This window comes from Pseudomonas sp. PvP025, assembly GCF_017832155.1.
GTDB lineage: Bacteria > Pseudomonadota > Gammaproteobacteria > Pseudomonadales > Pseudomonadaceae > Aquipseudomonas.
Window position 1 is genome coordinate 636456 of record NZ_JAFIBJ010000001.1, and the last position, 24196, is coordinate 660651.

The window sequence follows — 24196 nt, forward strand, 5'->3', positions numbered from 1 at the left end:
TCAATGCTCCCGGCTGGCGAAGTCGATACGCGGATCGACCAGGGTGTAGGTGAGGTCGCCGATGAGTTTCACCACCAGCCCCAGCAGGGTGAAGATGAACAGCGTGCCGAACACCACCGGGTAATCGCGGTTGATCGCGGCTTCAAAACTCATCAGGCCCAGGCCGTCGAGGGAGAAGATCACTTCAACCAGCAGCGAACCGGTAAAGAAGATGCCGATGAACGCCGAGGGGAATCCGGCGATCACCAGCAGCATGGCGTTGCGGAACACGTGACCGTAGAGCACGCGGTGGTTGGTCAAGCCCTTGGCCTTGGCGGTGACCACGTATTGCTTGTTGATCTCGTCGAGAAAGCTGTTCTTGGTCAGCAGGGTCATGGTCGCGAAGTTGCCGATCACCAACGCCGTGACGGGCAGCGCCAGGTGCCAGAAGTAATCGAGGATCTTGCCGCTCACGCTCAGCTCGTCAAAGTTGTTGGAGGTGAGCCCGCGCAGGGGGAACCAGTCCAGGTAACTGCCGCCGGCAAACACTACGATCAGCAGGATGGCGAACAGGAACGCCGGGATCGCGTAGCCGACGATGATTGCCGAGCTGGTCCACACGTCGAAATGGCTGCCGTGCCGCGTGGCCTTGGCGATCCCCAGGGGAATCGACACCAGGTACATGATCAGCGTGCTCCATAACCCAAGGGAGATGGACACCGGCATCTTTTCCCTGATCAGGTCGATGACCTTGGCGTCACGAAAGAAGCTGTCGCCAAAATCCAGCCGGGCGTAGTTCTTGACCATGATCCACAAGCGTTCCGGCGCCGATTTATCGAAGCCGTACATTTTCTCGATTTCCTGAATCAGCGCGGGGTCCAGGCCCTGCGCGCCACGGTAGCTGGAGCCGGCCACGGCCACCTCGGCACCGCCGCCGGCGATGCGGCTGGTGGCGCCTTCAAAGCCTTCGAGCTTGGCGATCATCTGTTCCACCGGGCCACCGGGGGCGGCCTGAATGATGACGAAATTGATCAGCAGGATCCCGAACAGGGTGGGGATGATCAGCAACAGGCGGCGAACGATATAGGCCAGCATTCAATCGCCTCCCTTCGCCGGATCGGCGTCAGCTTGGGTGCCTGCGGCGGTTACCGGCGGCACATTGGGTTTGGCCCACCAGGTGGCGGTGCCGACGTCGTACAGCGGGGACACTTTCGGATGGCCGAGGTTGTTCCAGTAGGCCACGCGGAAGGTCTTGATGTGCCAGTTGGGAATCACGTAGTAGCCAAATTGCAGCACGCGGTCCAGGGCCTTGGCGTGGGCGATCAGGCTGGTGCGCGAGTCCGAATCGATCAGTTCCTCCACCAGTTGGTCGATGGCCGGGTCCTTGAGGCCGATGTAGTTGCGGCTGCCGGGCTTTTCGGCGCTGGTGGACTTCCAGAACTCGCGTTGTTCGTTACCCGGCGACGAGGATTGCGGGAAGCTGCCCACCACCATGTCGAAGTCCCGCGAGCGCAGGCGGGTGACGAACTGGGACACGTCGACCCGGCGAATCACCAGGTTGATGCCCAGGTCCGCCAGGTTGCGCTTGAACGGCAGCAGGATGCGTTCGAACTCGGTCTGGGCCAGCAGGAACTCGATGGTCACCGGTGTGCCGGTGGTGTCGACCATCTTGTCGTCAACGATCTTCCAGCCGGCCTGCTGCAGCAATTGGTAGGCCTCGCGCTGCTGCGCGCGGATCATGCCGCTGCCGTCGGTTCTGGACGGCTCGAAGGCCTGGGTGAATACCTCGGGCGGGATTTTGTCGCGCAGCGGTTCGAGAATGTTCAGTTCATCTGGGCCGGGCAGGCCGGTGGCGGCCATGTCGGAGTTTTCAAAATAGCTGCGGGTGCGGGTATAGGCGCCGTTGAACAGCTGTTTGTTGCTCCACTCGAAGTCCAGCAACAGGCTGATGGCCTTGCGCACGCGCACGTCCTGGAACATCGGCTTGCGGATATTGAACACAAAACCCTGCATGCCGGTGGGGTTGCCGTTGGGGATTTCTTCCTTGATCAGCCGACCCTGGGTGACTGCCGGAACGTTGTAGGCATTCGCCCAGTTCTTGGCGCTGAACTCGGACCAGTAATCGAACTGCCCGGCCTTGAGCGCTTCGAGGGCCACGGTGGCATCACGGTAATAGTCGGTGATGCGGTTGTCGAAGTTGTACAGGCCCTTGTTGATCGGCAGGTCCTTGCCCCAGTAGTCCTTGACCCGTTCATAGCGCACGGAACGCCCGGCCTTCACTTCGGCCACTTGATAAGGGCCGCTGCCGAGGGGGAACTCGAGGTTGCCCTTGTTGAAGTCGCGGTTGGCCCACCAGTGCTTGGGCAGCACCGGCAGTTGGCCGAGGATCAGCGGCAGCTCGCGGTTGTTGGTGCGCTTGAACTTGAACAGCACGCGCAACGGGTCTTCGGCGATCACTTCGTCGACATCGGCATAGTAGGTGCGATAGAGCGGGGTGCCGTCCTTGATCAGGGTCTGGAAGCTGAAGACCACGTCGTCGGCGCGAATGGGGTGGCCATCGTGGAAGCGCGCCTCGGGGCGCAGGTAGAAGCGCACCCAGCTGTTGTCCGGGGCCTTTTCGATCTTGCCGGCCACCAGGCCGTATTCGGTGAAGGGCTCATCCAGACTCTGGGTAGCCAGGGTGTCGTAGATCAGGCCGATATTGTCGGCGGGCACGCCTTTGCTGATGAACGGGTTGAAGCTGTCGAAGCCGGTCAGGCTCGACTCGCGGAACGTGCCGCCCTTGGGCGCGTCCGGATTGACGTAATCGGTGTGCTTGAAGTCGGCTGGGTACTTGGGTGGCTCGTTGTACAGGGTCAGCGCATGCTGCGGCGCGGCCTGGGCGGCGCTGCACAGCAACAGGCTGCCCAGCAGGACGTTGCGCAAAGACATCATTGGGCTTTCTCCGAAGCTTTCAGCCACCACGCGCTCAGGCCCAGGCTGTAGGGCGGCGTGGTGACAAAGGCGAACCGGTTGCGGTAGGCCAGGCGATGATAGTTGAGGTACCAGTTGGGAATGCTGTAGTGCTGCCACAGCAGCACCCGGTCCAGGGCGCGGCCGGCGGCCAGTTGCTCTTCGCGGGTCTGGGCCGCGAGCAGTTGGTCCAGCAGGTGATCGACCACCGGGTTGGCAATGCCGGCGAAATTCTTGCTGCCCTTGATCGCGGCCTGGCTGGAGTGGAAGTACTGCCACTGTTCCAGGCCTGGGCTGAGGGTCTGGTTGAGGGTGATCAGGATCATGTCGAAGTCGAACTGATCCAGGCGCTGCTTGTATTGTGCGCGGTCGACGGTGCGCAGGCGGGCATCGATGCCGATGCTGATCAGGTTCTCGACATAGGGCTGCAGGATGCGCTCCAGGTTCGGATTGACCAGCAGGATCTCGAAGCGCAGCGGTTGTCCGTCCTTGTTCAACAGGCGTTGGCCCGACAGTTTCCAGCCGGCCTCGCCGAGCAGGCCGAGGGCACGACGCAGAGTTTCGCGAGGGATGCCGCGCCCGTCGGTCTGCGGCAGGCTGAAGGCTTGGGTTAACAGGTTGGGCGGCAACTGGTCGCGGTAAGGCGAGAGCATCAGCCATTCATGGCCGACCGGTATGCCAGTGGCGGCGAACTCGCTGTTGGGGTAATAGCTGAGGGCGCGCTTATAGGCATTGCTGAACAGGGCGCGGTTGGTCCACTCGAAATCGAACATCAGCCCGAGCGCTTCGCGCACCTTGGTCTGGCTGAAGGTGGGCCGTCGGGTGTTCATGAACAGGCCCTGGCTCTGGGTGGGGATCTGGTGGGCGATCTGCGCCTTGATCACCTCGCCACGGTTGACCGCCGGAAAGTTGTAACCATTGGCCCAGTTCTTGGCCTGGTGCTCGATATAAATGTCGAACTCACCGGCCTTGAATGCCTCGAACGCCACATCGCTGTCGCGGTAGAACTCCACTTCGACCTTGTTGTAGTTGTAAAAGCCCCGGTTGACCGGCAGGTCCTTACCCCAGTAGTCCTTGACCCGCTCGAACACCAGTTGCCGGCCCGGGGTGACCTTGCTGATGCGGTAAGGGCCGCTGCCCAGGGGCGGCTCGAAGGTAGTGGCCTTGAAGTCGCGGTGCTTCCAGTAATGCTGGGGCAGCACCGGCAGTTCGCCCAGGCGCAGGATCAGCAACGGGTTGCCCGCGCGCTTGAACACGAAGCGGATGCGATGGCGGTTGAGAATGTCCACCCGCGCTACTTCCTGCAGGTTGGTGCGGTATTGCGGATGGCCTTCGGTGAGCAGGGTGCGATAGGAAAACGCGACGTCGTAGGCGGTGATCGGCTTGCCATCGTGAAAACGCGCTTGCGGGCGCAGGTTGAACACCACCCAGCTGCGGTCCTCGCTGTATTCCACCGACTGCGCAATCAGGCCGTAGCTGGACGCAGGCTCGTCGCCGGACGGCGCGTACTGGCCGGTGCCGACCATCAGCGGCTCGTTCAACTCGTTAACGCCGTATTGCAGGAAGTTGGGCGTGGAAACCGGGCTTGAGCCCTTGAAGGTGTAGGGGTTGAGGGTATCGAAGGTGCCAAACGCCATCACCCGCAGGGTACCGCCTTTCGGCGCTGCAGGATTCACCCAATCGAAATGGGTAAATTTGGCCGGGTACTTGAGCGTGCCGAACTGCGTGTAACCGTGGCTCTCGGTTATCGTCGCGTGCGCACCAAAGCTCAAGGCCAGACTTATTAGTAGAAGGAGGGGACGCTTCAAGTCAGAGATCCGATCCAGGCGGCTTGGGCTTTATGGTCGGTACAGTAACAGCTTGTTCCGGTTGGAAAAAGCCGGTTTAGATGATGGAGAACCAATGTGGGAGGGGGCTTGCTCCCGATGGCGGTGTGTCAGCCAGTACATGCGCTGGCTGAATCACTGCTATCGGGAGCAACCCCCCTCCCACATTGGATTTTCAGTGTTGCCGAGGATTCAGCGCGGTGCCGAAACCACCAGCATCTGCCCCGGCTTCAGCGCCTGACCCGTGCGCGGGTTCCAGCGTTTGAGATGTTGCATCTCGACGTTGAAGCGTTTGGCGACGATAGACAGCGAGTCGCCTTTCTTGACCTTGTACTGCACCGGTTTTTTGGCACTGGCCACGGCGCGGCGTGTGTCCTGCATCACCAGGGTCTGGCCAACCTTGAGCGCCTGGCCATTGAGCTTGTTCCAGCGCTGCAGGTCATGCACGTCGACCTTGTTGGCCTTGGCGATCAGCGTGAGGTTGTCGCCGCTGCGCACCTTGTAGTTGCGGGTACGCCCGGCCACGCGTGCGGTCTCGACTTCGTCGAGTACCTGCTTTTTCGGGCGCATGGCCAGCAGTTCTTCGGGTTTCATCGTCGACAGCGTGCTGGTCAGCAGGTGCGCCTTGGAACTGGGGACGAGCAGATGCTGGGGGCCGTCGAGGGTGGTGCGTTGCTTGAGGGCCGGGTTGAGCTGGAACAGTTCGTCCTCGTCGATTTCCGCCAGCGCGGCGACCCGCGACAGGTCCATGCTCTGCTTGACCTCAACCACTTCGAAGTAGGGCGTGTTGGCAATCGGACTGAGGTTGACGCCATAGGCTTCAGGCGCCAGCACCACTTGGGACAGCGCCAGGAACTTGGGCACGTAGTCGCGGGTTTCCTGGGGCAGGGGCAGGTTCCAGTAGTCAGTGGGCAGGCCGAGCTTTTCGTTACGCTCGATGGCGCGGCTTACCGTGCCTTCACCGGCGTTGTAGGCCGCCAGGGCCAGCAGCCAGTCGCCGTTGAACATGTCATGCAGGCGCGTCAGGTAATCCAGGGCGGCGGTGGTGGATGCGGTGATATCACGGCGGCCATCGTAGGCGCGGGTCTGGCGCAGATTGAAGTAACGCCCGGTGGAGGGAATGAACTGCCACAGGCCGACCGCATCGCTGCGCGAATAGGCCATCGGGTTGTAGGCGCTTTCAATCACTGGCAGCAGCGCCAGTTCCAGCGGCATGTTGCGCTCTTCGAGGCGTTCGACGATGTAATGAATGTAGAGACTGCCGCGTTCGCCGGCGTTTTCCAGAAAGGATGGATTGCTGGCGAACCACAGGCGCTGTTGCTCGATGCGCGGGTTTACGCCTGCGCTGTCCTGTAATTGAAAGCCCCGACGCATGCGTTCCCAGACATCCTGGGGCACTTCGGGGCTGGGCTTCTCTGAAAGCCAGATGGGTTTTTGCTTGATCTTGGCAGCAAGATTCGGTTTGGGTTGCACGGTGGATTGTGCAGCATATTGTGTGGATTGGCAGCCCGCCAGAGTTGCGGAAACGGCCACCGCCACGGCTTGAGCCAGGCGGGTCAATGCGTCTGAAGAGATGGATTTACGAATAGATGACGACATTGGCTGGAAGTAAGTTCCGGGCAAAAATGTCGGGCGATTCTAGAAAGCGCTTTGGTTCCGGTCAACCATTCAGAAATTACGTATCAGAATACGTAGGCTTAGAACGTATCTTTCCATGCCCTCAAGCTGGCAAACACCTCGGCCCCAGCCCGGTTGTCACGACCATCCCGTTCGTCCGCTTTTTGTTTAACGGATGTTTCAGAGGTGCGCAGGAAGGGGTTGGTGCGCTTTTCCAGAGCCAGGTTCGAGGGCAGCGTCATCTCGCCGCGAGCCCGCAATTGGCGGACGTTTTCCACCCGTTCGGCGATATCGGCGTTGTGCGGTTCCACCGCCTGGGCAAATTTCAGGTTGCTTTGTGTGTATTCGTGGGTGCAATACACCTGCGTGTCGTCGGGCAGGTCGGCCAGACGCTGCAACGAGGCGTACATCTGCTGCGGCGTGCCCTCGAACAGACGGCCACAACCGGCGGCGAACAGGGTGTCGCCGCACAGCAGCACGCCCTGGTGATAAAACGCGATATGGCCGAGGGTGTGGCCGGGTACGCTGTAAACGTCAAAGTCCCAGCCCAGCACGCTGATGCGGTCGTTGTCGTGCAGCGCCACGTCCCGCGCCGGGATGTTCTCGCTGGCCGGGCCGTAGACCTTGGCGCCGGTCACGTCCTTGAGCTGCGCAACACCGCCCACATGGTCGTGGTGATGGTGGGTAACGAGGATGTCGCTGAGGGTCCACTGCGGGTTCTGCCCAAGCCAGGCCAGCACCGGCGCGGCATCGCCGGGGTCGACAGCGGCGCAGCGGCGGGTATGCGGGTCCTGTAATAACCAGATGTAGTTATCGGTGAAGGCGGGCAGGGCACTGATCTGTATCATTCTTCGATTCGCCAAGCTGAACACATTGGTGCATCTTAGAACGTCCAGGCGAGTAGGAGAATGCAATGACTGATAAAGCGTTCGCCCAGGCCGATCCTGAGTGGCTCGCGCTGATCGGCGCAGCCCGCGAATGGCTGTCCGGGCCCATCGGGCAATTTTTGCTGGAGGAGGAGCGGCGCATGCTCGAAGACGAGCTGGGCCGGTTCTTTGGCGGCTACCTGGTGCATTACGGCCCATCGGCCCAGACCCCGCCCGCCGCGCCGCAGGTGCAGCGCAATGTGCGCCTGGGGGCCCCGTTGCCCGGTGTGGAGATTGTCTGCGAGGAACAGGCCTGGCCGTTGAGCGAGCACGCCGCTGATGTGGTGGTGTTGCAGCATGGCCTGGATTTCTGCCTGTCGCCCCACGGCCTGTTGCGTGAAGCGGCGAGCAGCGTGCGCCCCGGTGGCCATTTGCTGATTATCGGCATCAACCCCTGGAGCACCTGGGGCCTGCGCCATGTGTTCGCCCAGGACGGCCTGCGCCAGGCACGCTGCATCGCGCCTTCACGGGTGGGTGACTGGCTGAACCTGCTGGGCTTCGCGCTGGAGAAACGCCGCTTCGGGTGCTATCGTCCGCCGCTTGCCTCGACCCGGTGGCAGGGCCGTCTGGCCGGCTGGGAACGTCGCGCGGGGACCTGGCAATTGGCCGGTGGCGGCTTCTATCTATTGGTGGCGCGCAAGATCGTGGTCGGCCTGCGTCCGGTGCGTCAGGTGGCCCGCCAGCCCATGGGCAAGCTGGTGCCGATGCCGATGGCCAAGGTCAATCGCAAGCAAAGCGAACCGTAAACCCCCTCTTTATTGATTCAAGACCGAGCAAACGATGACCGATACCGTAGAACTTTTCACCGATGGCGCCTGCAAGGGCAACCCTGGCCCTGGCGGCTGGGGCGCATTGCTGGTGTGCAAGGGCGTGGAGAAGGAACTGTGGGGCGGCGAAGCCAACACCACCAACAACCGCATGGAGCTGATGGGCGCGATTCGCGGCCTCGAGGAACTCAAGCGGCGCTGCGACGTGCTGCTGGTGACCGACTCGCAATACGTGATGAAGGGCATCAACGAGTGGATGGTCAACTGGAAGAAGCGCGGCTGGAAGACGGCGGCCAAGGAGCCGGTCAAGAACGCCGACCTGTGGCAACTGCTCGACGAGCAATGCAATCGCCACAACATCACCTGGAAATGGGTGCGCGGGCATATCGGCCATCCAGGCAATGAGCGCGCTGACCAACTGGCCAACCGTGGCGTGGATGAGGTGCGCGGCTACAAGCAGAGCTGAGGCCGGCTGCCGTGTTAACATCGCGCCTTCTACACACTCCACCACACCGTTGAGAGCTGAACCCTGATGGCCATCCGATCTGTTGTACTCGATACCGAAACCACCGGCATGCCGGTGACCGACGGCCACCGGATCATCGAAATCGGCTGTGTCGAACTGATGGGTCGTCGCCTCACCGGGCGGCACTTCCACGTGTACCTGCAACCGGACCGGGAAAGTGACGAAGGCGCGATAGGCGTCCACGGCATCACCGACGAATTCCTCAAGGGCAAGCCGCGTTTCGCCGAGGTGGCCGACGAGTTCTTCGAGTTCATCAATGGCGCGCAGTTGATCATCCACAACGCGGCGTTCGACATCGGCTTTATCAATAACGAGTTCGCCCTGATGGGGCAGACGGACCGTGCGGATATTTCCCGGCACTGTTCGATCCTCGATACCCTGATGATGGCCCGTGAGCGTCACCCGGGCCAGCGCAACAGCCTCGATGCGTTGTGCAAGCGTTATGGCGTCGACAACTCCAACCGTGAACTGCACGGCGCCTTGCTCGACTCCGAGATTCTCGCCGACGTCTACCTGACCATGACCGGCGGGCAGACCAGCCTCTCCCTGGCCGGTAACGCGTCCGACGGCAGCGGTTCGGCGGAAGGCTCGGGCAACCGCCCTTCGGAAATCCGCCGCCTGCCGGCCGATCGCACACCCACACCGATCATCCGCGCCAGTGAGCAGGATTTGGCCGAGCATGTGGCGCGGCTGGAGGCGATTGCCAAGTCTGCGGGTGCGCCGGCGCTGTGGACTCAACTGACTCAACAATGACTCGGATTCAAATGCGATCGACCGTGTGGGAGGGAATAGGTCTCCTCCCACGGTTGATCGCCTTGAACCGTGAAATCTTCATTCGCCACATCCGCTTCCGGCTTCTACCCTTGTGGCAGGAAGTGTTTGTGTTTCGCCGCGCCCTGGCCAAACGTTGCGCGCTGCGAAGTGGAGGCGGTGTCGATGGATGCCGATCTGCATGGGTTCAACATGAGGATGACGGCAGTGGTCGTTGTTACACCGTAGATGGCATCAAGGGTTGAGGAACGTTATGCAAGCTGTCATGAACCCGAAGTATCCAGGGCTCAGTGTGCGGGTCGCCGATGCAGGCTTTGATGCCTATGTGTGGGGCAACGATTTCAGCTTTGAGGTCAGTGCCTATGGCGTGCCGGAGATGGGCAAGCGCGTTGATCAATGGCAGGTGGAGCGTATCCTGCCGTACCGCAAGTGTTATGGCATCGACCCCGAGGAGTTCGCCAGTTTTCGCGATGCGCCCGACAGTGCGATCTTTATGGCCTACCTGGATGATTGCCCGGTGGGGCATATCGTGGTCAGCACCAATTGGAACGGGTTTGCCCATGTCGACGAACTGGCGGTGATCCTGCCGGCACGGCGTCACGGCGTGGCCAAGGCGTTGCTGGATGTGGCGCAGTTCTGGAGCCGCAAGAAAAACCTGCCGGGCATGATGCTCGAAACCCAGAACAACAACCTCGGCGCGTGCCGGTTGTATGAGCGCTGCGGCTATGTGATGGGGGGTATCGACCACCTGCGCTATCGCGGCATCGACCCGCAAACCCGCGAAGTGGCGATTTTCTGGTATCGGTTATTCAAGTCCGAGACGGTGCTGAAAGCGCAGTCATGAACCGATCCAGCGCTGGGGCCTGGAGAGCCTGTTACGCGACAGGCGTATGGGGCGAAGTGCCCGCCAGCAGAGCCTCGGCCTTGTGCGCAACGATCTCCAGCAGCGCGTTCAGCGCGGGCGTGGGTTCGACGTTCTTCGACATCAATGCGTAAAGGACCACCGGGATGGGCGGCGACAGCGGGCAGGCATCCAGTCCGGCCTCCTGCGCGCCGGCTGCCGTGAACGGGTCGACAATCGCCAGGCCTTCGCCGGCCTCCACCATGCTGCGCATCATCTGGTAAGTCTGCACCCGCGTCTGCACCACCGGCAGCGGGCGCAGGGCTTGCAGTTTGGCGTCCAGCAGACGACTCAAGGGGTCGTGCCCTTCAAGCCCGATCAGCGACTGCCCGGCCAGGTCCTGCAGTGCGATGTACTTTTGCCGTGGCTTGAGCCAGCCTCGGGGGGCGAGTACTTGCAGTTTGCCCTGGGCTACTTGGGTACTCCGGATCTGCGGATGTTCCGGATCATGCAGGCTCAGCCCCACCTGCGCTTCGTGAAGCAACAGGCTCCGTACGATCTCGCGCGTCGGCTGGCTCGACAGGCTGCACGGCGTGTCCTGAAAGCGGCGACGCAATGCGGCAATGCTTTGCGGTAGCAGTTGATTGGCCAGGGGCGGGGTGCAGAGGGCATGCAGGGTGGGCGCATGGTGATGTTTCAAGCGGCTGGCCAGGCGTTGCACCGGCTCCAGCGCTTCGTACAGGTGGGCAATGTGCGCCTGTAATTCGAGGGTCTCGCGCGTCGCCTGCAGGCGCCCGCGCACGCTGGCAAACAGCATGAAGCCCAGTTGTTGCTCGGCATCCTTGAGCGAGGCTTGTACATCGCCCACGGGGAGTTGCAGCCACTCGGCGGCCGTGCCGAGGTGCCCGGTCTGCAGGATGGCTTGAATGACTTCGATATGACGTAAACGCATGGCCGGAGTCTATGTGCAGCGCCGTGGGTATTCAATGGCGCAGGCCATTGTGCGCAAAAAAGACAGTTGGCGTCGGCCATGCATATGGCGTTGGGCCACGATCTCACTAGAATGACGCCGTCTGATCATCAACGACCACTGCCGGCACGCCGGTACTTACAACAAAAACAGGTCTGGTCTCAAATGCGCATGCCCTCGCTGTTTCGCGGGGTAACGGTCAAGCAGCTCCTGGTCCTGGTGACCGTGGGGTGTGCGGCTGCTTATCTCCTGCACAATCAAGACGAAATCATCCCGGAGCACTCGGTGCTGGAACGCTATATCCGCGCCCAGCAACAGGTGGACGAGCAGGTGGGCGCGATTCTGGGGATCACGCTGGTCAGGCAGGTCGAGGCCTATCCGGTGGCCGATTCGCCGGGTTACCTGCGTTCATTGTTTGCGGTCGAGGGGGAGCGGGGCAGCCTGATGGTGACGCTCAAGCAGATCAAGGGAGAGGAGGGCATAGAGCTGACGGAGATGCGTCGTCCCTGATCGACCCCGGCCCAGTCAACGCCGTCAATGGCCAGGACTGAGCGGGTAGATGAGGCGAGATCTTATGAGGCGAGGGTGGTCTTTGATTCGCGGACGATAACCGTGCCCGATTGAATCAGTCTGAATTCATCGCCTTCCAGTTTCTCTACACGGTCGCCAATGGCCAGCTTGTAGGTAGTGGTGGGCGCCGAGCCAGCCAGGTCGCCTTGCGCCGGGTTGGATTCCTGGAACTCATGCACGGAATACACGCGGCCTTCCGCGTCTCTGGCATGAAACTGTCCGACAAGTACTGCTGCCATCTGCTTAGAACCTCTGGAGATAAACACTCGATTTGCGGTGGTGTAGACCGTCAAGAAGCCGGGTAGTTTACCTATGGGAAAAAAATACTATTCGCTGACGAGTTCAGCCGCTTCCTACACAAGAGTCTGCGAGGCAAACCCGGCGTGAATCGCAAAAAGCTTCTGGTGAACACGCCCCGAAGACTTTATAACTACAGGCTCCTTTAGTCAGACGTCGGGAAACCTCAATGAGCAAGGTCTACACGATTGCCGTCCTGGTTGGCAGCTTGAGAAAACAATCGATCAACCGCAAAGTCGCGCTGGCACTGGCCGAACTGGCCCCTGCCAACCTCAGGTTGAACATTGTCGAAATTGGCGATCTGCCGCTCTACAACGAGGACATTGACGGTGCATCACCGCCGGCAGCCTACAGCACTTTCCGTAGTCAGGTGGGTTCATCCGACGCGGTGCTGTTCGTGACCCCCGAATACAACCGTTCAGTGCCGGCCCCGTTGAAAAACGCGATTGACGTGGGCTCCCGCCCGTATGGCAAAAGCGCCTTCAGCGCCAAGCCCGGTGCGATCATCAGCGTGTCGCCAGGCGCCATCGGCGGCTTTGGCGCCAACCACCATCTGCGCCAGTCCCTGGTGTTTCTGGACGTGTGGTGCATGCAGCAGCCGGAAGCCTACCTCGGTGGGGCCGGGAATGTGTTTGATGAGTCGGGGAACGTGTCGGAAAAGACTCGGCCGTTCCTGCAGGCATTTATCGATGCCTTTGGCCAGTGGGTAGAAAAACACAACGGTTGAGCGACCACTGATATCCAGGGTGAGAGCAAGCCTGCTCCCACCCTGGACGATGTAGTCAGCTCAGGATCAGCGCAGCAAGTTGGTCCGTGCCAGTTCAATCACCTCATCCCCACGCCCACTCATCACTGCCTTGAGCATGTACAGGCTGAATCCCTTGGCCTGTTCCAGCTTGATGGTCGGTGGCATCACCAGTTCCTGAGTGGCGGTGACCACGTCCACCAGCACCGGGCCATCGTGGGCCAGGGCGCGGCGCAGGGCCGGCTCCAGGTCTTCGGACTGCTCCACGCGAATCCCGAGGATGCCCATGGCGTTGGACATGGCGGCGAAATCCGGATTCTTCAGCTCAGTGCCCGTGTCCAGATAGCCGGCCGCTTTCATCTCCATGGCGACAAAACCCAGGGATGAGTTATCGAACACGATGACTTTCACCGGCAGGTTCAGTTGCGCCAACGAGATGAAATCCCCCATCAGCATGGCAAAACCACCGTCGCCGGACATCGAAATCACCTGCCGGCCAGGGAACGCCGCCTGTGCGCCAATCGCCTGAGGCATGGCATTGGCCATGGAGCCGTGGTTGAACGAACCGATCAGGCGGCGTTTGCCGTTCATCTTCAGGTAACGCGCAGCCCACACGGTGGGTGAGCCGACGTCGGCGGTGAAGATTGCATCGTCGTCGGCCAGTTCGCTGAGCAGGCGCGCAACGTATTGCGGGTGGATCGGCCGGTCGGCTTTTGACGGCTGTGCGAGGTCATCCAGGCCCTGGCGCGCTTTGTGGTAATGCTTCAGGGAGGTGTCGAGGAAGCTGCGATCGGATTTGCGCGTCAGGCGTGGCAGCAGCGCGGCGATGGTCTCGCCGACGTCGGCGGCGATTCCCAGGTCCAGCGTGGCACGACGGCCCAGGGCCTGCGGGTCGCGGTCGACCTGGATGATCTTCGCGTCGGTCGGGTAGAACTGGCGGTACGGAAAGTCGGTGCCGAGCATGATCAGCGTGTCGCAATCGAGCATCGCGTGGTAGCCGGAACTGAAGCCGATCAGACCGGTCATGCCCACATCGAACGGGTTGTCCCACTCCACATGCTCCTTGCCGCGCAGGGCATGCACCACCGGCGCGCCCAGCGCGTCGGCCAGCGCCACCACCTGGTCATGGGCGCCTGCACAGCCGCTGCCGCACAGCAGCGTGACTTTCTGGCTGCTCTGCAGCATCTCGGTAAGACGCTGCAGGTCTGGCTCGGCCGGCACGCTACGCGGCGCATGCAGGGCCGGCCACGGCTTGAGCTTGGCGTCTACCTCCAGCAGCGACACATCCCCCGGAATGACCACCACCGCCACGCCACGGTTGAGGATCGCCGAACGCATGGCGCGGTGCAGCACCTGGGGCATCTGTTCGGGGTTGCTGACCAGCTCGATAAAATGGCTGCACTCCTTGAACAGCTCCTGAGGATGGGTTTCCTGAAAATAGTTAAGGCCGATCTCCGACGACGGAATCTGCGCAGCGATTGCCAGCACCGGCACATGGTTGCGATGGCAGTCGAACAGGCCGTTGATCAAGTGCAGGTTGCCCGGTCCGCAACTGCCGGCGCACACCGTCAGTTCACCCGTGGCGGCGGCTTCGGCACCGGCGGCGAACGCGGCGACTTCTTCGTGGCGCACGTGCATCCACTCGATGCTGTCCATGGTGCGCAGGGCGTCGGTGAGGCCGTTGAGGCTGTCGCCGGTCAGGCCCCAGATGCGCTTGATGCCCGCCTGTTCAAGGGTGGTCGCCAATTGCTGGGCCAGGTTGATTTTCGCCATGAAGAACTCCAATCGTCAGTGAGGTAAAAAATTTCTGATCAATAGGGGACAGTTCGATCACGGCGAATGCTCCGTTTTTAACGTGAAGATTGCTTCATGGCTGCGCGGTATTGTCGAGCACGCTGGGCGATAAACCATTGATCGCGCAGCAATGCCAGCCACGGTGCCATCTTGGCATTGGGTAGGCGGCCAAGGCTCAGGCGGCGCATCTGGTCGCGCATTACGGCGAGAGTAGCGAGGGCGGCCAGAGGCTTGCGCTTCCAACTGATGGGCTGTAGCTGTGGGTTTAGATCGCGGCCTTCGCGCCAGTGCTTGAGCAACTGCGGCTCCAGAGTCAAGGCGGTGGCGATGCCAGCCATGGCAATGCCGCTGTCCAGTACTTGCTGCACCACCGGCAAACGGCGAATCCCACCGGTGACCATCAGCGGCATTTTCGCGATGATTGCCAGCTCCCTGGCAAATTCGAGGAAGTACGCCTCACGCGCCAGGGTGCGCCCGTCGCGCGCCTCGCCTTGCATGGCCGGGGCTTCGTAGCTGCCGCCGGACAATTCGAGCAGATCGATGGGCAGGGGGTTGAGCATCTCAACCACCGCACGCGCATCGGCGTCATCAAACCCGCCACGCTGGAAGTCGGCCGAGTTAAGTTTGACCGCCACGCAGAATGACGGACTGACCGCCGCGCGCACCGCATGCACCACTTCCAGCAACAGGCGCGCGCGGTTCTCCAACGAGCCACCCCAGCGATCGGTGCGGTGGTTGCTCAAGGGCGAGAGAAACTGGCTGAGCAGATAACCGTGGGCGCCGTGGATCTGCACCCCGGTAAAGCCGGCTTTTTCGGCCAGGCGTGCGCTGGTGGCGAAGCGTTTGATCACGTCCTGGATATCCTCTTCCGTCATGGCCCTGGGCGTGGCAAACAACCTGGAAAAACTGCCCAGGTCCAGCGCGATGGCAGAAGGTGCCAAAGCCTGCTGGCCAAGGTTGGCCATGGTCTGCCGACCGGGGTGGCTGAGCTGTACCCAGAAGTGCGTGCCTTTGGCGCGGGCCACATCCGCCCATTCACGAAAGCTGTCCAAATGCTGCTCGTCTTCCAGGGCGACGCCGCCGGGACCGGTCATGGCATGGCGGTCGATCATCACGTTGCCGGTCAACAGCAGGCCAGGCTCACCATCGGCCCAGGCTTTGTACAGTTGTTTCAGCTGGCGGGAAGGTGCTTGCCGAGCATCGGCCATGTTCTCTTCCATAGCAGCTTTGGCGATACGGTTCGCGATAACTTGGCCGTTAGGCAGTTGCAAGGGTTCGAAAGGTGACATGGGTTGACTCCTGAGCAGGGGAGGCCTCAGGCTAAGCTTAAAGTTAACTTTAATGTCAAGCAGGCGTTTTGATGAACATAGGTGAGCTGGCAAAACAGAGCGGACTGGCGGCTTCACGCATCCGTTTTTATGAGGCTGAAGGCCTGATCAGCCAGGTGGGGCGTCAAGCCAATGGGTACAGACGCTACGGGCCGGATGCGCTGCAGACTCTGCAATTGATCCAAAGCGCGCAGCAGGCTGGATTTACTTTGCAGGAACTCAAGGCGTTGATGCCCGCACCGGGCGAGTACAAACGAGACGAACTGATTGAGGGTTTGGAACGCAAGGTAGCGCAGATCGAGGTGATGCAGGCGCAGCTTGAGCACAGTAAGGCACAGTTGCTGGGGGTGATCGAGGCGGTGCGGGCGCAGCCGGAAGGCGTGCCGTGTTCGATGGGGCAGGAGCGGGTGCTGGCGTCGATAAAACAGTCCTGAATGTGCACAGTGCCAATGTGGGAGGGGGCTTGCTCCCGATAGCGGTGGGTCAGTCACGCAGATGTTGACTGACCCACCGCTATCGGGAGCAAGCCCCCTCCCACATTAGGTCCTGCGGCGTTTCGTGAACTCAGCGTCGCCGAAACAGCGGCAGCGGTTCGTCGGTCGCGGCCTGGTACGTCACCGAAAAGTCCTTCAGGCTTTCCAGCGCTTCGTACGGGTCCTTGTCGGCGCGCAGGGCGAAGGCATCGAACCCGCAGCGGCGCAGGTAGAACAGTTGGTCGCGCAGTACGTCGCCAATCGCGCGCAGTTCGCCCTTGTAACCGTAGCGGTCACGCAGCAGGCGCGCGTTGGAGTAGTTGCGCCCGTCGGTGAAGGCCGGGAAGTTCAGGGCGATGACCTGGAAGTGTTCCACGTCGGCACCGATCTCTTCGGCTTCCTCGTCGGCGTCCAGCCACACACCCAGGCCGCCGTCGCGGGCCTTGAGGGCGTGGCCGTGTTCGCGCCACAGCGCCAGCGGCACGATCAGGTCGTCGCAGTTGGAGATGCCATCGAAGCTCGCGTCCTTGGGCAGCAGGTGCCAGGTTTCGTCGAGGACTTCGTTGTTCTTAATGATTCGCTGCATAGACGCGCTCCTTGAACAGGTCAATGCCGATGCGCTGATAGGTGTCGATGAAACGCTCATCTTCGGTGCGCTGTTCGACGTACACATCGATCAGCTTGCCGATCACTTCGGGCATGGCTTCCTGGGCGAAGGACGGGCCGAGGATCTTGCCCAGGCTCGCATCGCGGCTGGCGCTGCCGCCCAGGGACACTTGGTAGAATTCTTCGCCTTTCTTGTCCACGCCCAGGATGCCGATATGGCCGACGTGGTGGTGACCACAGGCGTTCATGCAGCCGGAGATGTTCAGGTCCAGCTCGCCGATGTCGAACAGGTAGTCCAGGTCATCGAAACGACGCTGGATCGATTCGGCAATCGGGATCGACTTGGCGTTCGCCAGGGAGCAGAAGTCGCCACCCGGGCAGCAGATGATGTCGGTCAGCAGGCCGATGTTCGGCGTGGCGAAACCGCCTTCGCGCAGCTCGCCCCACAGGGCGAACAACTGGCTCTGTTCGACGTCCGCGAGAATGATGTTCTGCTCGTGGGAGGTGCGCAGTTGGCCGAAGCTGTAACGCTCGGCCAGGTCGGCGACGGCGTCCAGCTGCTTGTCAGTGATATCGCCCGGCGCAACGCCGGTGGGTTTGAGCGACAGGGTCACGGCCACGTAGCCCGGCTGTTTGTGCGCCAGGGTATTGCGGGTGCGCCAGCGGGCGAAACCCGGGTGCTGCTGATCGAGCGCCGCCAGCTCGGCGTCCTGATTGCTCAGGGTTTTGTAATCCGGGTCGACGAAGTGCCTGGCCACGCGATGCACTTCGGCTTCGGTCAGGGTGGTCTGGCCGCCGCGCAGGTGTTCCATCTCGGCATCGACTTTCTGCGCGAACACTTCAGGGGTCAGCGCCTTGACCAGGATCTTGATCCGGGCCTTGTACTTGTTGTCACGGCGGCCGTAGCGGTTGTAAACCCGCAGGATCGCGTCGAGGTAGCTGAGCAGGTCCTGCCACGGCAGAAACTCATTGATAAAGGCACCGACCACCGGGGTACGGCCCAGGCCGCCACCCACCAGTACGCGGAAACCCAGCTCGCCTGCGGCGTTGTGCACCGGCTCCAGGCCGATATCGTGCACCTCGATGGCGGCGCGGTCCGAGGTCGAGCCGTTGATGGCGATCTTGAACTTGCGCGGCAGGTAGGCGAATTCGGGGTGGAACGTTGTCCACTGACGCACGATCTCGCACCAGGGGCGCGGGTCGATCAGCTCATCGGCGGCCACACCGGCAAACTGGTCGGTGGTGACGTTGCGCAGGCAGTTGCCGCTGGTCTGAATGGCGTGCATCTGCACGGTGGCCAGCTCGGCAAGGATGTCCGGCACGTCTTCCAGCGCCGGCCAGTTGAACTGTACGTTCTGGCGCGTGCTGATGTGGGCGTAGCCCTTGTCGAAGTCGCGGGCAATCTTGGCCATCATGCGCGTCTGGCGCGAGGTCAGTTGGCCGTAGGGCACAGCCACCCGCAGCATCGGCGCAAAGCGCTGAACGTAAAGGCCATTTTGCAGGCGCAGAGGGCGGAACTCTTCTTCGCTCAGTTCGCCTGCCAGATAGCGTCGGGTCTGATCACGGAACTGCTTGACGCGGTCCTCGATGATGCGCTGATCGTATTCGTCGTATACGTACATATAGGTCCTGTTCTCGGCAAATCTGCGCGCACGGCCGCGCACTCCCAACGGAGCCGGCGCACGATAACAGGTTGCGTTTATGCGCAAAAGTGATGTTTGAGTATATGCAAATAACCAAAATGACTAATGCGAACCGTTATCGCGATACCCACATTTGTCATATGGGCAAGCATGAACTTTACTGTGCTCGAGTCTTGATGCAATCACCTATAAAACCGACAAGAGGCGATGCGATGAGCAATTCTACAAAAGTCCGTAAACCCGGCATTACCGTGGATGCCTGGGCCATTCTGTTCCTGGTTGTGCTGGTGGTGGGCACAGCGCTTTTCTGGGTTGGGCATCCATAACGACCTTTTCGCTGGTGTCTCGATTGCCTGTCGTATTGCCACTATGATGGCGGTCAATATTCAAGGCTTGGACAACCATGTTGAAAGTTCTGATTGCGTGTGTATGGCTGCTCGGCTCGACATGCGCGGCGATGGTCCAGGCGTCGTCCGTGGTGTTTCTCAATCCGGGTATGTCGACGGAAGCCTTCTGGGTCAACTACGCGCAATTCATGCAGGCTGCCGCCACTGACCTCGGCCTGGATTTGCGCGTGCGCTATTCCGAGCGCGTTTCCGACACTACCTTGGCCCAGGCCCGTGAAGCGCTGCTGGGCAGTGCGCGGCCGGATTACCTGGTATTGGTGAATGAGCAGTACATCGCCCCGCAGATCCTGCGCATGGCCGAGGGCAGCGGGGTCAAGTTGCTGATCGTGAACAACGCGCTGACGGCCGATCAGGCTCAACTGCTGGGCACCCACCAGCATCCCGACTGGATTGCCAGCCTGGTGGCCGATGACGAGCAGGCCGGCTACCTGATGCTCATCGATCTGTTGCGCCAGTACGGCCCGCTGGCGCCCGGGGCGTCCATCGACCTGCTGGCATTTTCCGGCAGCAAGACCACCCCGGCTGCGCAGTTGCGCGAGCGCGGCCTGCACCGCGCCCTGGCCGAGCATCCCGAAGTGCGTCTGCGCCAACTGGTCTATGGCGAATGGAACCGCCAGCGGGCCTTTGAGCAGGCCACGCAGTTGTTCAAACGCAACCCGCAGACGGCGTTGGTGTGGGCTGCCAACGATGAGATGGCGCTGGGCGCGATGCAGGCCGTGCAAGCGAGCGGGCGAATGCCGGGCAAGGATGTGCTCTTCAGTGCCGTTAACAGCTCGCCGGAAATTCTGCAGGCGCGGCTGGACGGACGGCTGACCACCCTGGTGGCCGGGCATTTCACGCTGGGAGGCTGGGCCATGGTGTTGATCAATGATCACGCCAAGGGCGTAGACCTCGACGCCCACGGCGGCCGCGATCGCCAGGCAGCCTTGTTCCAATTGATCGATGCCAACCAGGCCCGGCATTTACTGGGGCCGCCGACCGCAGTGGACTTTCGCGCATTGTCGGCGGTGGGCAAGCCCGCGTCCTACCGTTACCCGTTCAGCCTGCAACTGCTGCTGCGCTAAACGCGGGTCGCGAGCAGCACGACTGGCCTGACAATCCTAGTTGTCATAGCCCAGGTTCGGCGCCAGCCAGCGCTCGGTCACGGCCAGATCCTGGCCCTTGCGTGCGGTGTAGCTGTTTACCTGATCCTTGTCGACCTTGCCCACGGCAAAGTACTGGGCCTGCGGGTGGGCAAAGTACCAGCCGCTGACCGCCGCCGCCGGGAACATCGCGTAGTGCTCGGTGAGGAACACGCCGCTGCGCCCGGCATGCATTTCGCGTGCTTCGGGGTCCAGCAACTGGAACAACTGGGCTTTCTCGGTGTGGTCCGGGCACGCCGGGTAGCCCGGGGCAGGGCGGATGCCGCTGTACTGCTCCTTGATCAACGCTTCGTTGTCCAGCGCTTCGTCCTGGGCATAACCCCAATGCTCTTTACGCACCTGCTGGTGCAGCCACTCGGCGCAGGCCTCGGCCAGGCGGTCGGCCAGGGCCTTGACCATGATCGAATTGTAGTCGTCGCCCGCGTCCTGGTAGGCCTTGGCCACTTCCTCGGCGCCGATGCCGGCGGTGGTGATGAAGCCGCCAATATAGTCGGTTACACCGCTGGCCTTGGGCGCCACAAAGTCGGCCAGCGAGAAGTTCGGCTTGCCGTCGGTCTTGATGATCTGCTGGCGCAGGTGGTGCAGCCGGGCAATCGGCTGGCCATCGTCGCCGTAGACTTCCAGGTCATCGTCCTGTACCTGGTTGGTCGGCCAGAAACCGAACACCGCGCGGGCACTGATGAGTTTTTCGTCGATGAGCTTGTTGAGCATTTCCTGGGCATCGGCGTACAGCGCAGTGGCGGCTTCACCGACCACTTCGTCTTCAAGGATTCGCGGGAACTTGCCGGCCAGGTCCCAGGAGATAAAGAACGGCGTCCAGTCGATGTATTCGGCCAGCACCCTGAGATCGATAGTGTCCAGCACCCTGGCGCCGGTAAACGTCGGTTTGACCGGCGTGTAGCTGCTCCAGTCGAACTGCGGCTTCTTGGCGATGGCGGCGGGGTAGCTCAGGCGCTCGGTGCGCGCGCTGCGGTTGGCGGTGCGCTCGCGTACGTCGATGTATTCCAGGCGGGTTTTTTCGACAAAACCGGCCTTCAGTTCCTTGGACAGCAACTGCGTGGCCACACCCACGGCGCGTGAGGCATCGGTGACGTAGATCACCGCGTCGTTGCTGTACTTGGGCTCGATTTTCACCGCCGTGTGCGCCTTGGAGGTGGTCGCGCCGCCGATCATCAAGGGCAGGTGGAAGTCCTGGCGCTGCATCTCGCGGGCCACGTGCACCATTTCATCCAGGGACGGCGTGATCAGGCCGGAGAGGCCGATGATGTCGCATTTCTGTTCCTTGGCCACCTGCAGGATTTTCTCCGCAGGCACCATGACACCCAGGTCCACGATGTCATAGCCATTGCAACCGAGCACCACGCCGACAATGTTCTTGCCGATGTCATGCACGTCGCCCTTGACCGTGGCCATCAGGATCTTGCCCTTGGCTTCCGGCTTGTCGCCTTTTTCCAGCTCGATGAACGGAATTAAGTGCGCCACGGCCTGTTTCATCACACGGGCGGATTTCACCACCTGGGGCAGGAACATCTTGCCGGCGCCAAACAGGTCGCCAACGATGTTCATGCCCGACATCAGCGGGCCTTCGATCACTTCGATCGGGCGCGCGAACGACTGCCGGGATTCTTCGGTGTCTTCAACGATGTGGGTGGTGATGCCCTTGACCAGCGCGTGCTCCAGGCGCTTGTTCACCGGCCAGCCACGCCATTCTTCGGTCTCGGCCTCTTTTACGCTGCCGTCGCCCTTGTATTTATCGGCGATGGCCAGCAGGGCGTCGGTACCTTCCGGGGTGCGGTTGAGCACCACGTCTTCCACCGCGTCGCGCAGCTCGGCGGGAATCTGGTCGTAAATCTCCAGTTGGCCGGCGTTGACGATGCCCATGGTCAGGCCGTTGCGGATCGCATACAGCAGGAACACCGAGTGGATCGCCTCACGCACCGGGTTGTTGCCGCGGAACGAGAACGACACGTTGGACACGCCGCCGGAGGTCAGCGCATACGGCAGCTCGTCGCGGATATAGGCACAGGCGTTGATGAAGTCGACGGCATAGTTGTTGTGCTCTTCGATACCGGTGGCGACCGCGAAGATGTTCGGGTCGAAGATGATGTCTTCCGGCGGGAAGCCGACTTCATTCACCAGAATGTCGTAGGAGCGTTTGCAGATTTCCTTCTTGCGCGCTTCGGTGTCGGCCTGGCCGGCTTCGTCGAAGGCCATCACCACCACGGCGGCGCCATAGCGCTTGCACAGTTTGGCGTGATGAATGAACTGCTCCACGCCTTCCTTCATGCTGATGGAGTTGACGATGCCCTTGCCCTGGATGCACTTGAGGCCGGCTTCGATCACTTCCCACTTGGAGGAGTCGATCATGATCGGCACGCGGGAGATGTCCGGCTCGCCGGCAATCAGATTGAGGAAGGTCACCATGGCCTTCTTCGAATCGAGCATGCCCTCGTCCATGTTGATGTCGATCACCTGCGCGCCGGCTTCCACCTGCTGCAGGGCAACTTCCAGGGCTTCGGTGTAGTTGTCTTCACGGATCAGCCGGGCAAAGCGCGCGGAACCGGTGATGTTGGTGCGCTCGCCGACGTTGACGAACAGCGAGCTGCGATCAATGGTGAACGGCTCCAGCCCCGACAGTCGGCAGGCTTTGGCAATGTCCGGGATCGCACGCGGCGCATAGCCGGCCACCGCGTTGGCGATGGCTTCAATGTGGCCGGGCGTGGTGCCGCAGCAGCCGCCGACGATATTGAGGAAGCCACTTTGGGCGAACTCTTCGATGACCTTGGCCGTTTCCGATGGCAGTTCATCGTACTCGCCGAATTCGTTGGGCAGGCCGGCATTGGGGTGCGCAGACACATGGGTGTTGGCCTTGTTCGACAGCTCTTCCAGGTAAGGGCGCAGGTCGCTGGCGCCGAGGGCGCAGTTCAGGCCCACGGAAATCGGTTTGGCGTGGGCCACGGAGTTCCAGAACGCTTCGGTGGTCTGGCCCGAGAGGGTGCGGCCGGAGGCGTCGGTGATGGTGCCGGAAATCATGATCGGCAGTTCGACATCCAGTTCTTCGAACACACCCTGCACGGCGAAGATCGCAGCCTTGGCGTTGAGGGTGTCGAAGATGGTCTCGATCAGGATCAGGTCGGCGCCGCCTTCGATCAGGCCCTTGGTGGCCTCGGTGTAGTTTTCCACCAACTCATCGAAGGTTACGTTGCGATAGCCGGGGTTGTTCACGTCCGGCGACAGTGAGCAGGTGCGACTGGTAGGCCCGAGCACGCCAGCGACGAAGCGCGGCTTGGCCGGGTTTTCGAGGGTCTTGGCGTCGGCCACCTGGCGCGCCAGGCGTGCGCCTTCCACGTTCAGCTCATAGGCCAGTGCTTCCATGCCGTAGTCGGCCATGGAGATGCGCGTGGCGTTGAAGGTGTTGGTTTCCAGAATGTCGGCGCCGGCGTCCAGGTAGGCTTTTTCGATGCCGCCGATGACGTCCGGACGGGTGATCACCAGCAGGTCGTTGTTACCCTTGACGTCGCTTGGCCAGTCAGCGAAGCGCTTGCCGCGATAATCCTGTTCTTCGAGCTTGTAGCTCTGGATCATCGTGCCCATGCCGCCGTCAAGGATCAGGATACGGTCCTTGAGGGCTTGGTGAAGGGCTTGCAGGCGAGCGCTACGATCGGACATGGGACTACTCTGGGTCAGGCATTACGGAGGGCGTGAATCATAGCAAACTTGTGCGCATTTGGAGCATGAGAGGGTTTTGCATGAATGTTGCTCATGTTGGCGAGCCTCCTGTCCCAGTAGCATTGCCCTCACTTCAATTGCACGCGTTGAATCGGCGCAGAACGACGCTGTGGGCAGGCAATGACAATGCGCTGCCGAGCATCTGGCGCCACTTCGACAGCGCCTCGGTGACCAAAGGCCTATCGGCGAAGTGCCGCAGACGATGTGGCTGTTCGACTACCCGTTGTTGGAGCGCATCTATGACCAGTTGGCGGTGAGTTTCGATGTGTTCGGCAACGTGACCTCTA

General features: G+C 61.5%; 20 protein-coding genes and 1 pseudogene. 9 read left to right on the forward strand and 12 right to left on the reverse strand.

Features of this window, described 5'->3' with window-relative positions; genetic code table 11:
* From JOE32_RS02715 to gloB, 5 genes are all read right to left on the reverse strand, one after another.
* Positions 1-1074 carry a microcin C ABC transporter permease YejB gene (locus JOE32_RS02715; RefSeq protein WP_209981197.1) on the reverse strand — a complete coding sequence of 358 codons (1074 nt, stop codon included), beginning with the start codon at positions 1072-1074 and terminating at the stop codon, positions 1-3.
* The gene (locus tag JOE32_RS02720; RefSeq protein ID WP_209981199.1) at positions 1075-2913 is read right to left on the reverse strand and encodes an extracellular solute-binding protein; all 1839 of its coding nucleotides are present in this window, start codon (positions 2911-2913) and stop codon (positions 1075-1077) included.
* Positions 2910-4739 (reverse strand): extracellular solute-binding protein, encoded by a 1830-nt coding sequence (locus tag JOE32_RS02725; protein WP_209981203.1) that lies wholly within the window; start codon positions 4737-4739, stop codon positions 2910-2912. The genes JOE32_RS02720 and JOE32_RS02725 overlap by 4 nt, the downstream gene beginning before the upstream one ends.
* A 210-nt stretch (positions 4740-4949) precedes the next feature.
* Positions 4950-6356, reverse strand: a complete 1407-nt coding sequence (locus JOE32_RS02730) for a transglycosylase SLT domain-containing protein (protein ID WP_209981205.1) — start codon at positions 6354-6356, stop codon at positions 4950-4952.
* A gap of 98 nt (positions 6357-6454) precedes the next feature.
* Complete coding sequence (gene gloB, locus JOE32_RS02735; RefSeq protein ID WP_209981208.1) at positions 6455-7222, reverse strand: hydroxyacylglutathione hydrolase; 768 nt, start codon at positions 7220-7222, stop codon at positions 6455-6457.
* A 65-nt stretch (positions 7223-7287) separates the two neighbouring features.
* Here gloB and JOE32_RS02740 point away from each other — a divergent pair, with 65 nt between their 5' ends.
* From JOE32_RS02740 to JOE32_RS02755, 4 genes are all read left to right on the forward strand, one after another.
* Entirely contained in the window at positions 7288-8046 is a 759-nt protein-coding gene (locus JOE32_RS02740; protein ID WP_209981210.1) for a methyltransferase domain-containing protein, read from the forward strand.
* A gap of 34 nt (positions 8047-8080) precedes the next feature.
* Positions 8081-8533, forward strand: coding sequence for a ribonuclease HI (gene rnhA, locus JOE32_RS02745; protein WP_003207474.1), 453 nt, complete (start codon positions 8081-8083; stop codon positions 8531-8533).
* A gap of 72 nt (positions 8534-8605) precedes the next feature.
* A complete protein-coding gene (gene dnaQ / locus JOE32_RS02750; RefSeq protein WP_209990274.1) occupies positions 8606-9346 on the forward strand; it encodes a DNA polymerase III subunit epsilon in 741 nt (246 codons plus the stop codon).
* Positions 9347-9629: 283 nt separating this feature from the next.
* Complete coding sequence (locus JOE32_RS02755) at positions 9630-10208, forward strand: GNAT family N-acetyltransferase (RefSeq protein WP_209990277.1); 579 nt, start codon at positions 9630-9632, stop codon at positions 10206-10208.
* A gap of 31 nt (positions 10209-10239) precedes the next feature.
* On the opposite strand, the gene JOE32_RS02760 is transcribed toward JOE32_RS02755, so the two are convergent.
* Positions 10240-11157, reverse strand: coding sequence for a LysR substrate-binding domain-containing protein (locus JOE32_RS02760; protein WP_209981212.1), 918 nt, complete (start codon positions 11155-11157; stop codon positions 10240-10242).
* A 183-nt stretch (positions 11158-11340) separates the two neighbouring features.
* Here JOE32_RS02760 and JOE32_RS02765 point away from each other — a divergent pair, with 183 nt between their 5' ends.
* Positions 11341-11685, forward strand: coding sequence for a hypothetical protein (locus JOE32_RS02765; RefSeq protein ID WP_209990280.1), 345 nt, complete (start codon positions 11341-11343; stop codon positions 11683-11685).
* 62 nt (positions 11686-11747) lie between these two features.
* Here JOE32_RS02765 and JOE32_RS02770 read toward each other — a convergent pair whose 3' ends face one another.
* On the reverse strand, positions 11748-11984 hold the full coding sequence (locus JOE32_RS02770; protein WP_057009432.1) for a hypothetical protein: 237 nt from the start codon (positions 11982-11984) through the stop codon (positions 11748-11750).
* A 227-nt stretch (positions 11985-12211) separates the two neighbouring features.
* On the opposite strand from JOE32_RS02770, the gene JOE32_RS02775 reads away from it, so the two are divergent.
* Entirely contained in the window at positions 12212-12769 is a 558-nt protein-coding gene (locus JOE32_RS02775) for an NADPH-dependent FMN reductase (protein ID WP_209981214.1), read from the forward strand.
* A gap of 66 nt (positions 12770-12835) precedes the next feature.
* On the opposite strand, the gene poxB is transcribed toward JOE32_RS02775, so the two are convergent.
* A complete protein-coding gene (poxB, locus tag JOE32_RS02780; RefSeq protein ID WP_209981215.1) occupies positions 12836-14560 on the reverse strand; it encodes a ubiquinone-dependent pyruvate dehydrogenase in 1725 nt (574 codons plus the stop codon).
* 77 nt (positions 14561-14637) lie between these two features.
* Entirely contained in the window at positions 14638-15870 is a 1233-nt protein-coding gene (locus tag JOE32_RS02785; protein ID WP_209981218.1) for an NADH:flavin oxidoreductase/NADH oxidase family protein, read from the reverse strand.
* Between the two features lie 71 nt (positions 15871-15941).
* On the opposite strand from JOE32_RS02785, the gene JOE32_RS02790 reads away from it, so the two are divergent.
* Positions 15942-16343, forward strand: a complete 402-nt coding sequence (locus tag JOE32_RS02790; RefSeq protein WP_209981220.1) for a MerR family transcriptional regulator — start codon at positions 15942-15944, stop codon at positions 16341-16343.
* A 130-nt stretch (positions 16344-16473) separates the two neighbouring features.
* Here JOE32_RS02790 and JOE32_RS02795 read toward each other — a convergent pair whose 3' ends face one another.
* Together JOE32_RS02795 and JOE32_RS02800 are read right to left on the reverse strand one after the other, a co-directional pair.
* Positions 16474-16968, reverse strand: a complete 495-nt coding sequence (locus JOE32_RS02795; RefSeq protein WP_003235539.1) for a DUF934 domain-containing protein — start codon at positions 16966-16968, stop codon at positions 16474-16476.
* The gene (locus JOE32_RS02800) at positions 16952-18610 is read right to left on the reverse strand and encodes a nitrite/sulfite reductase (protein ID WP_209981222.1); all 1659 of its coding nucleotides are present in this window, start codon (positions 18608-18610) and stop codon (positions 16952-16954) included. Before JOE32_RS02800 ends, JOE32_RS02795 begins: the two co-directional genes overlap by 17 nt.
* Before the next feature lie 424 nt (positions 18611-19034).
* On the opposite strand from JOE32_RS02800, the gene JOE32_RS02805 reads away from it, so the two are divergent.
* The gene (locus tag JOE32_RS02805) at positions 19035-20102 is read left to right on the forward strand and encodes an ABC transporter substrate-binding protein (RefSeq protein WP_209981224.1); all 1068 of its coding nucleotides are present in this window, start codon (positions 19035-19037) and stop codon (positions 20100-20102) included.
* 36 nt (positions 20103-20138) lie between these two features.
* On the opposite strand, the gene metH is transcribed toward JOE32_RS02805, so the two are convergent.
* A complete protein-coding gene (gene metH, locus JOE32_RS02810; RefSeq protein ID WP_209981226.1) occupies positions 20139-23849 on the reverse strand; it encodes a methionine synthase in 3711 nt (1236 codons plus the stop codon).
* A 161-nt stretch (positions 23850-24010) separates the two neighbouring features.
* Between metH and JOE32_RS02815 the strand changes: the two are divergent.
* Positions 24011-24192: pseudogene (locus tag JOE32_RS02815) on the forward strand (fatty acid cis/trans isomerase); the annotation flags it as partial.
* Between the last annotated feature and the right edge of the window lie 4 nt (positions 24193-24196).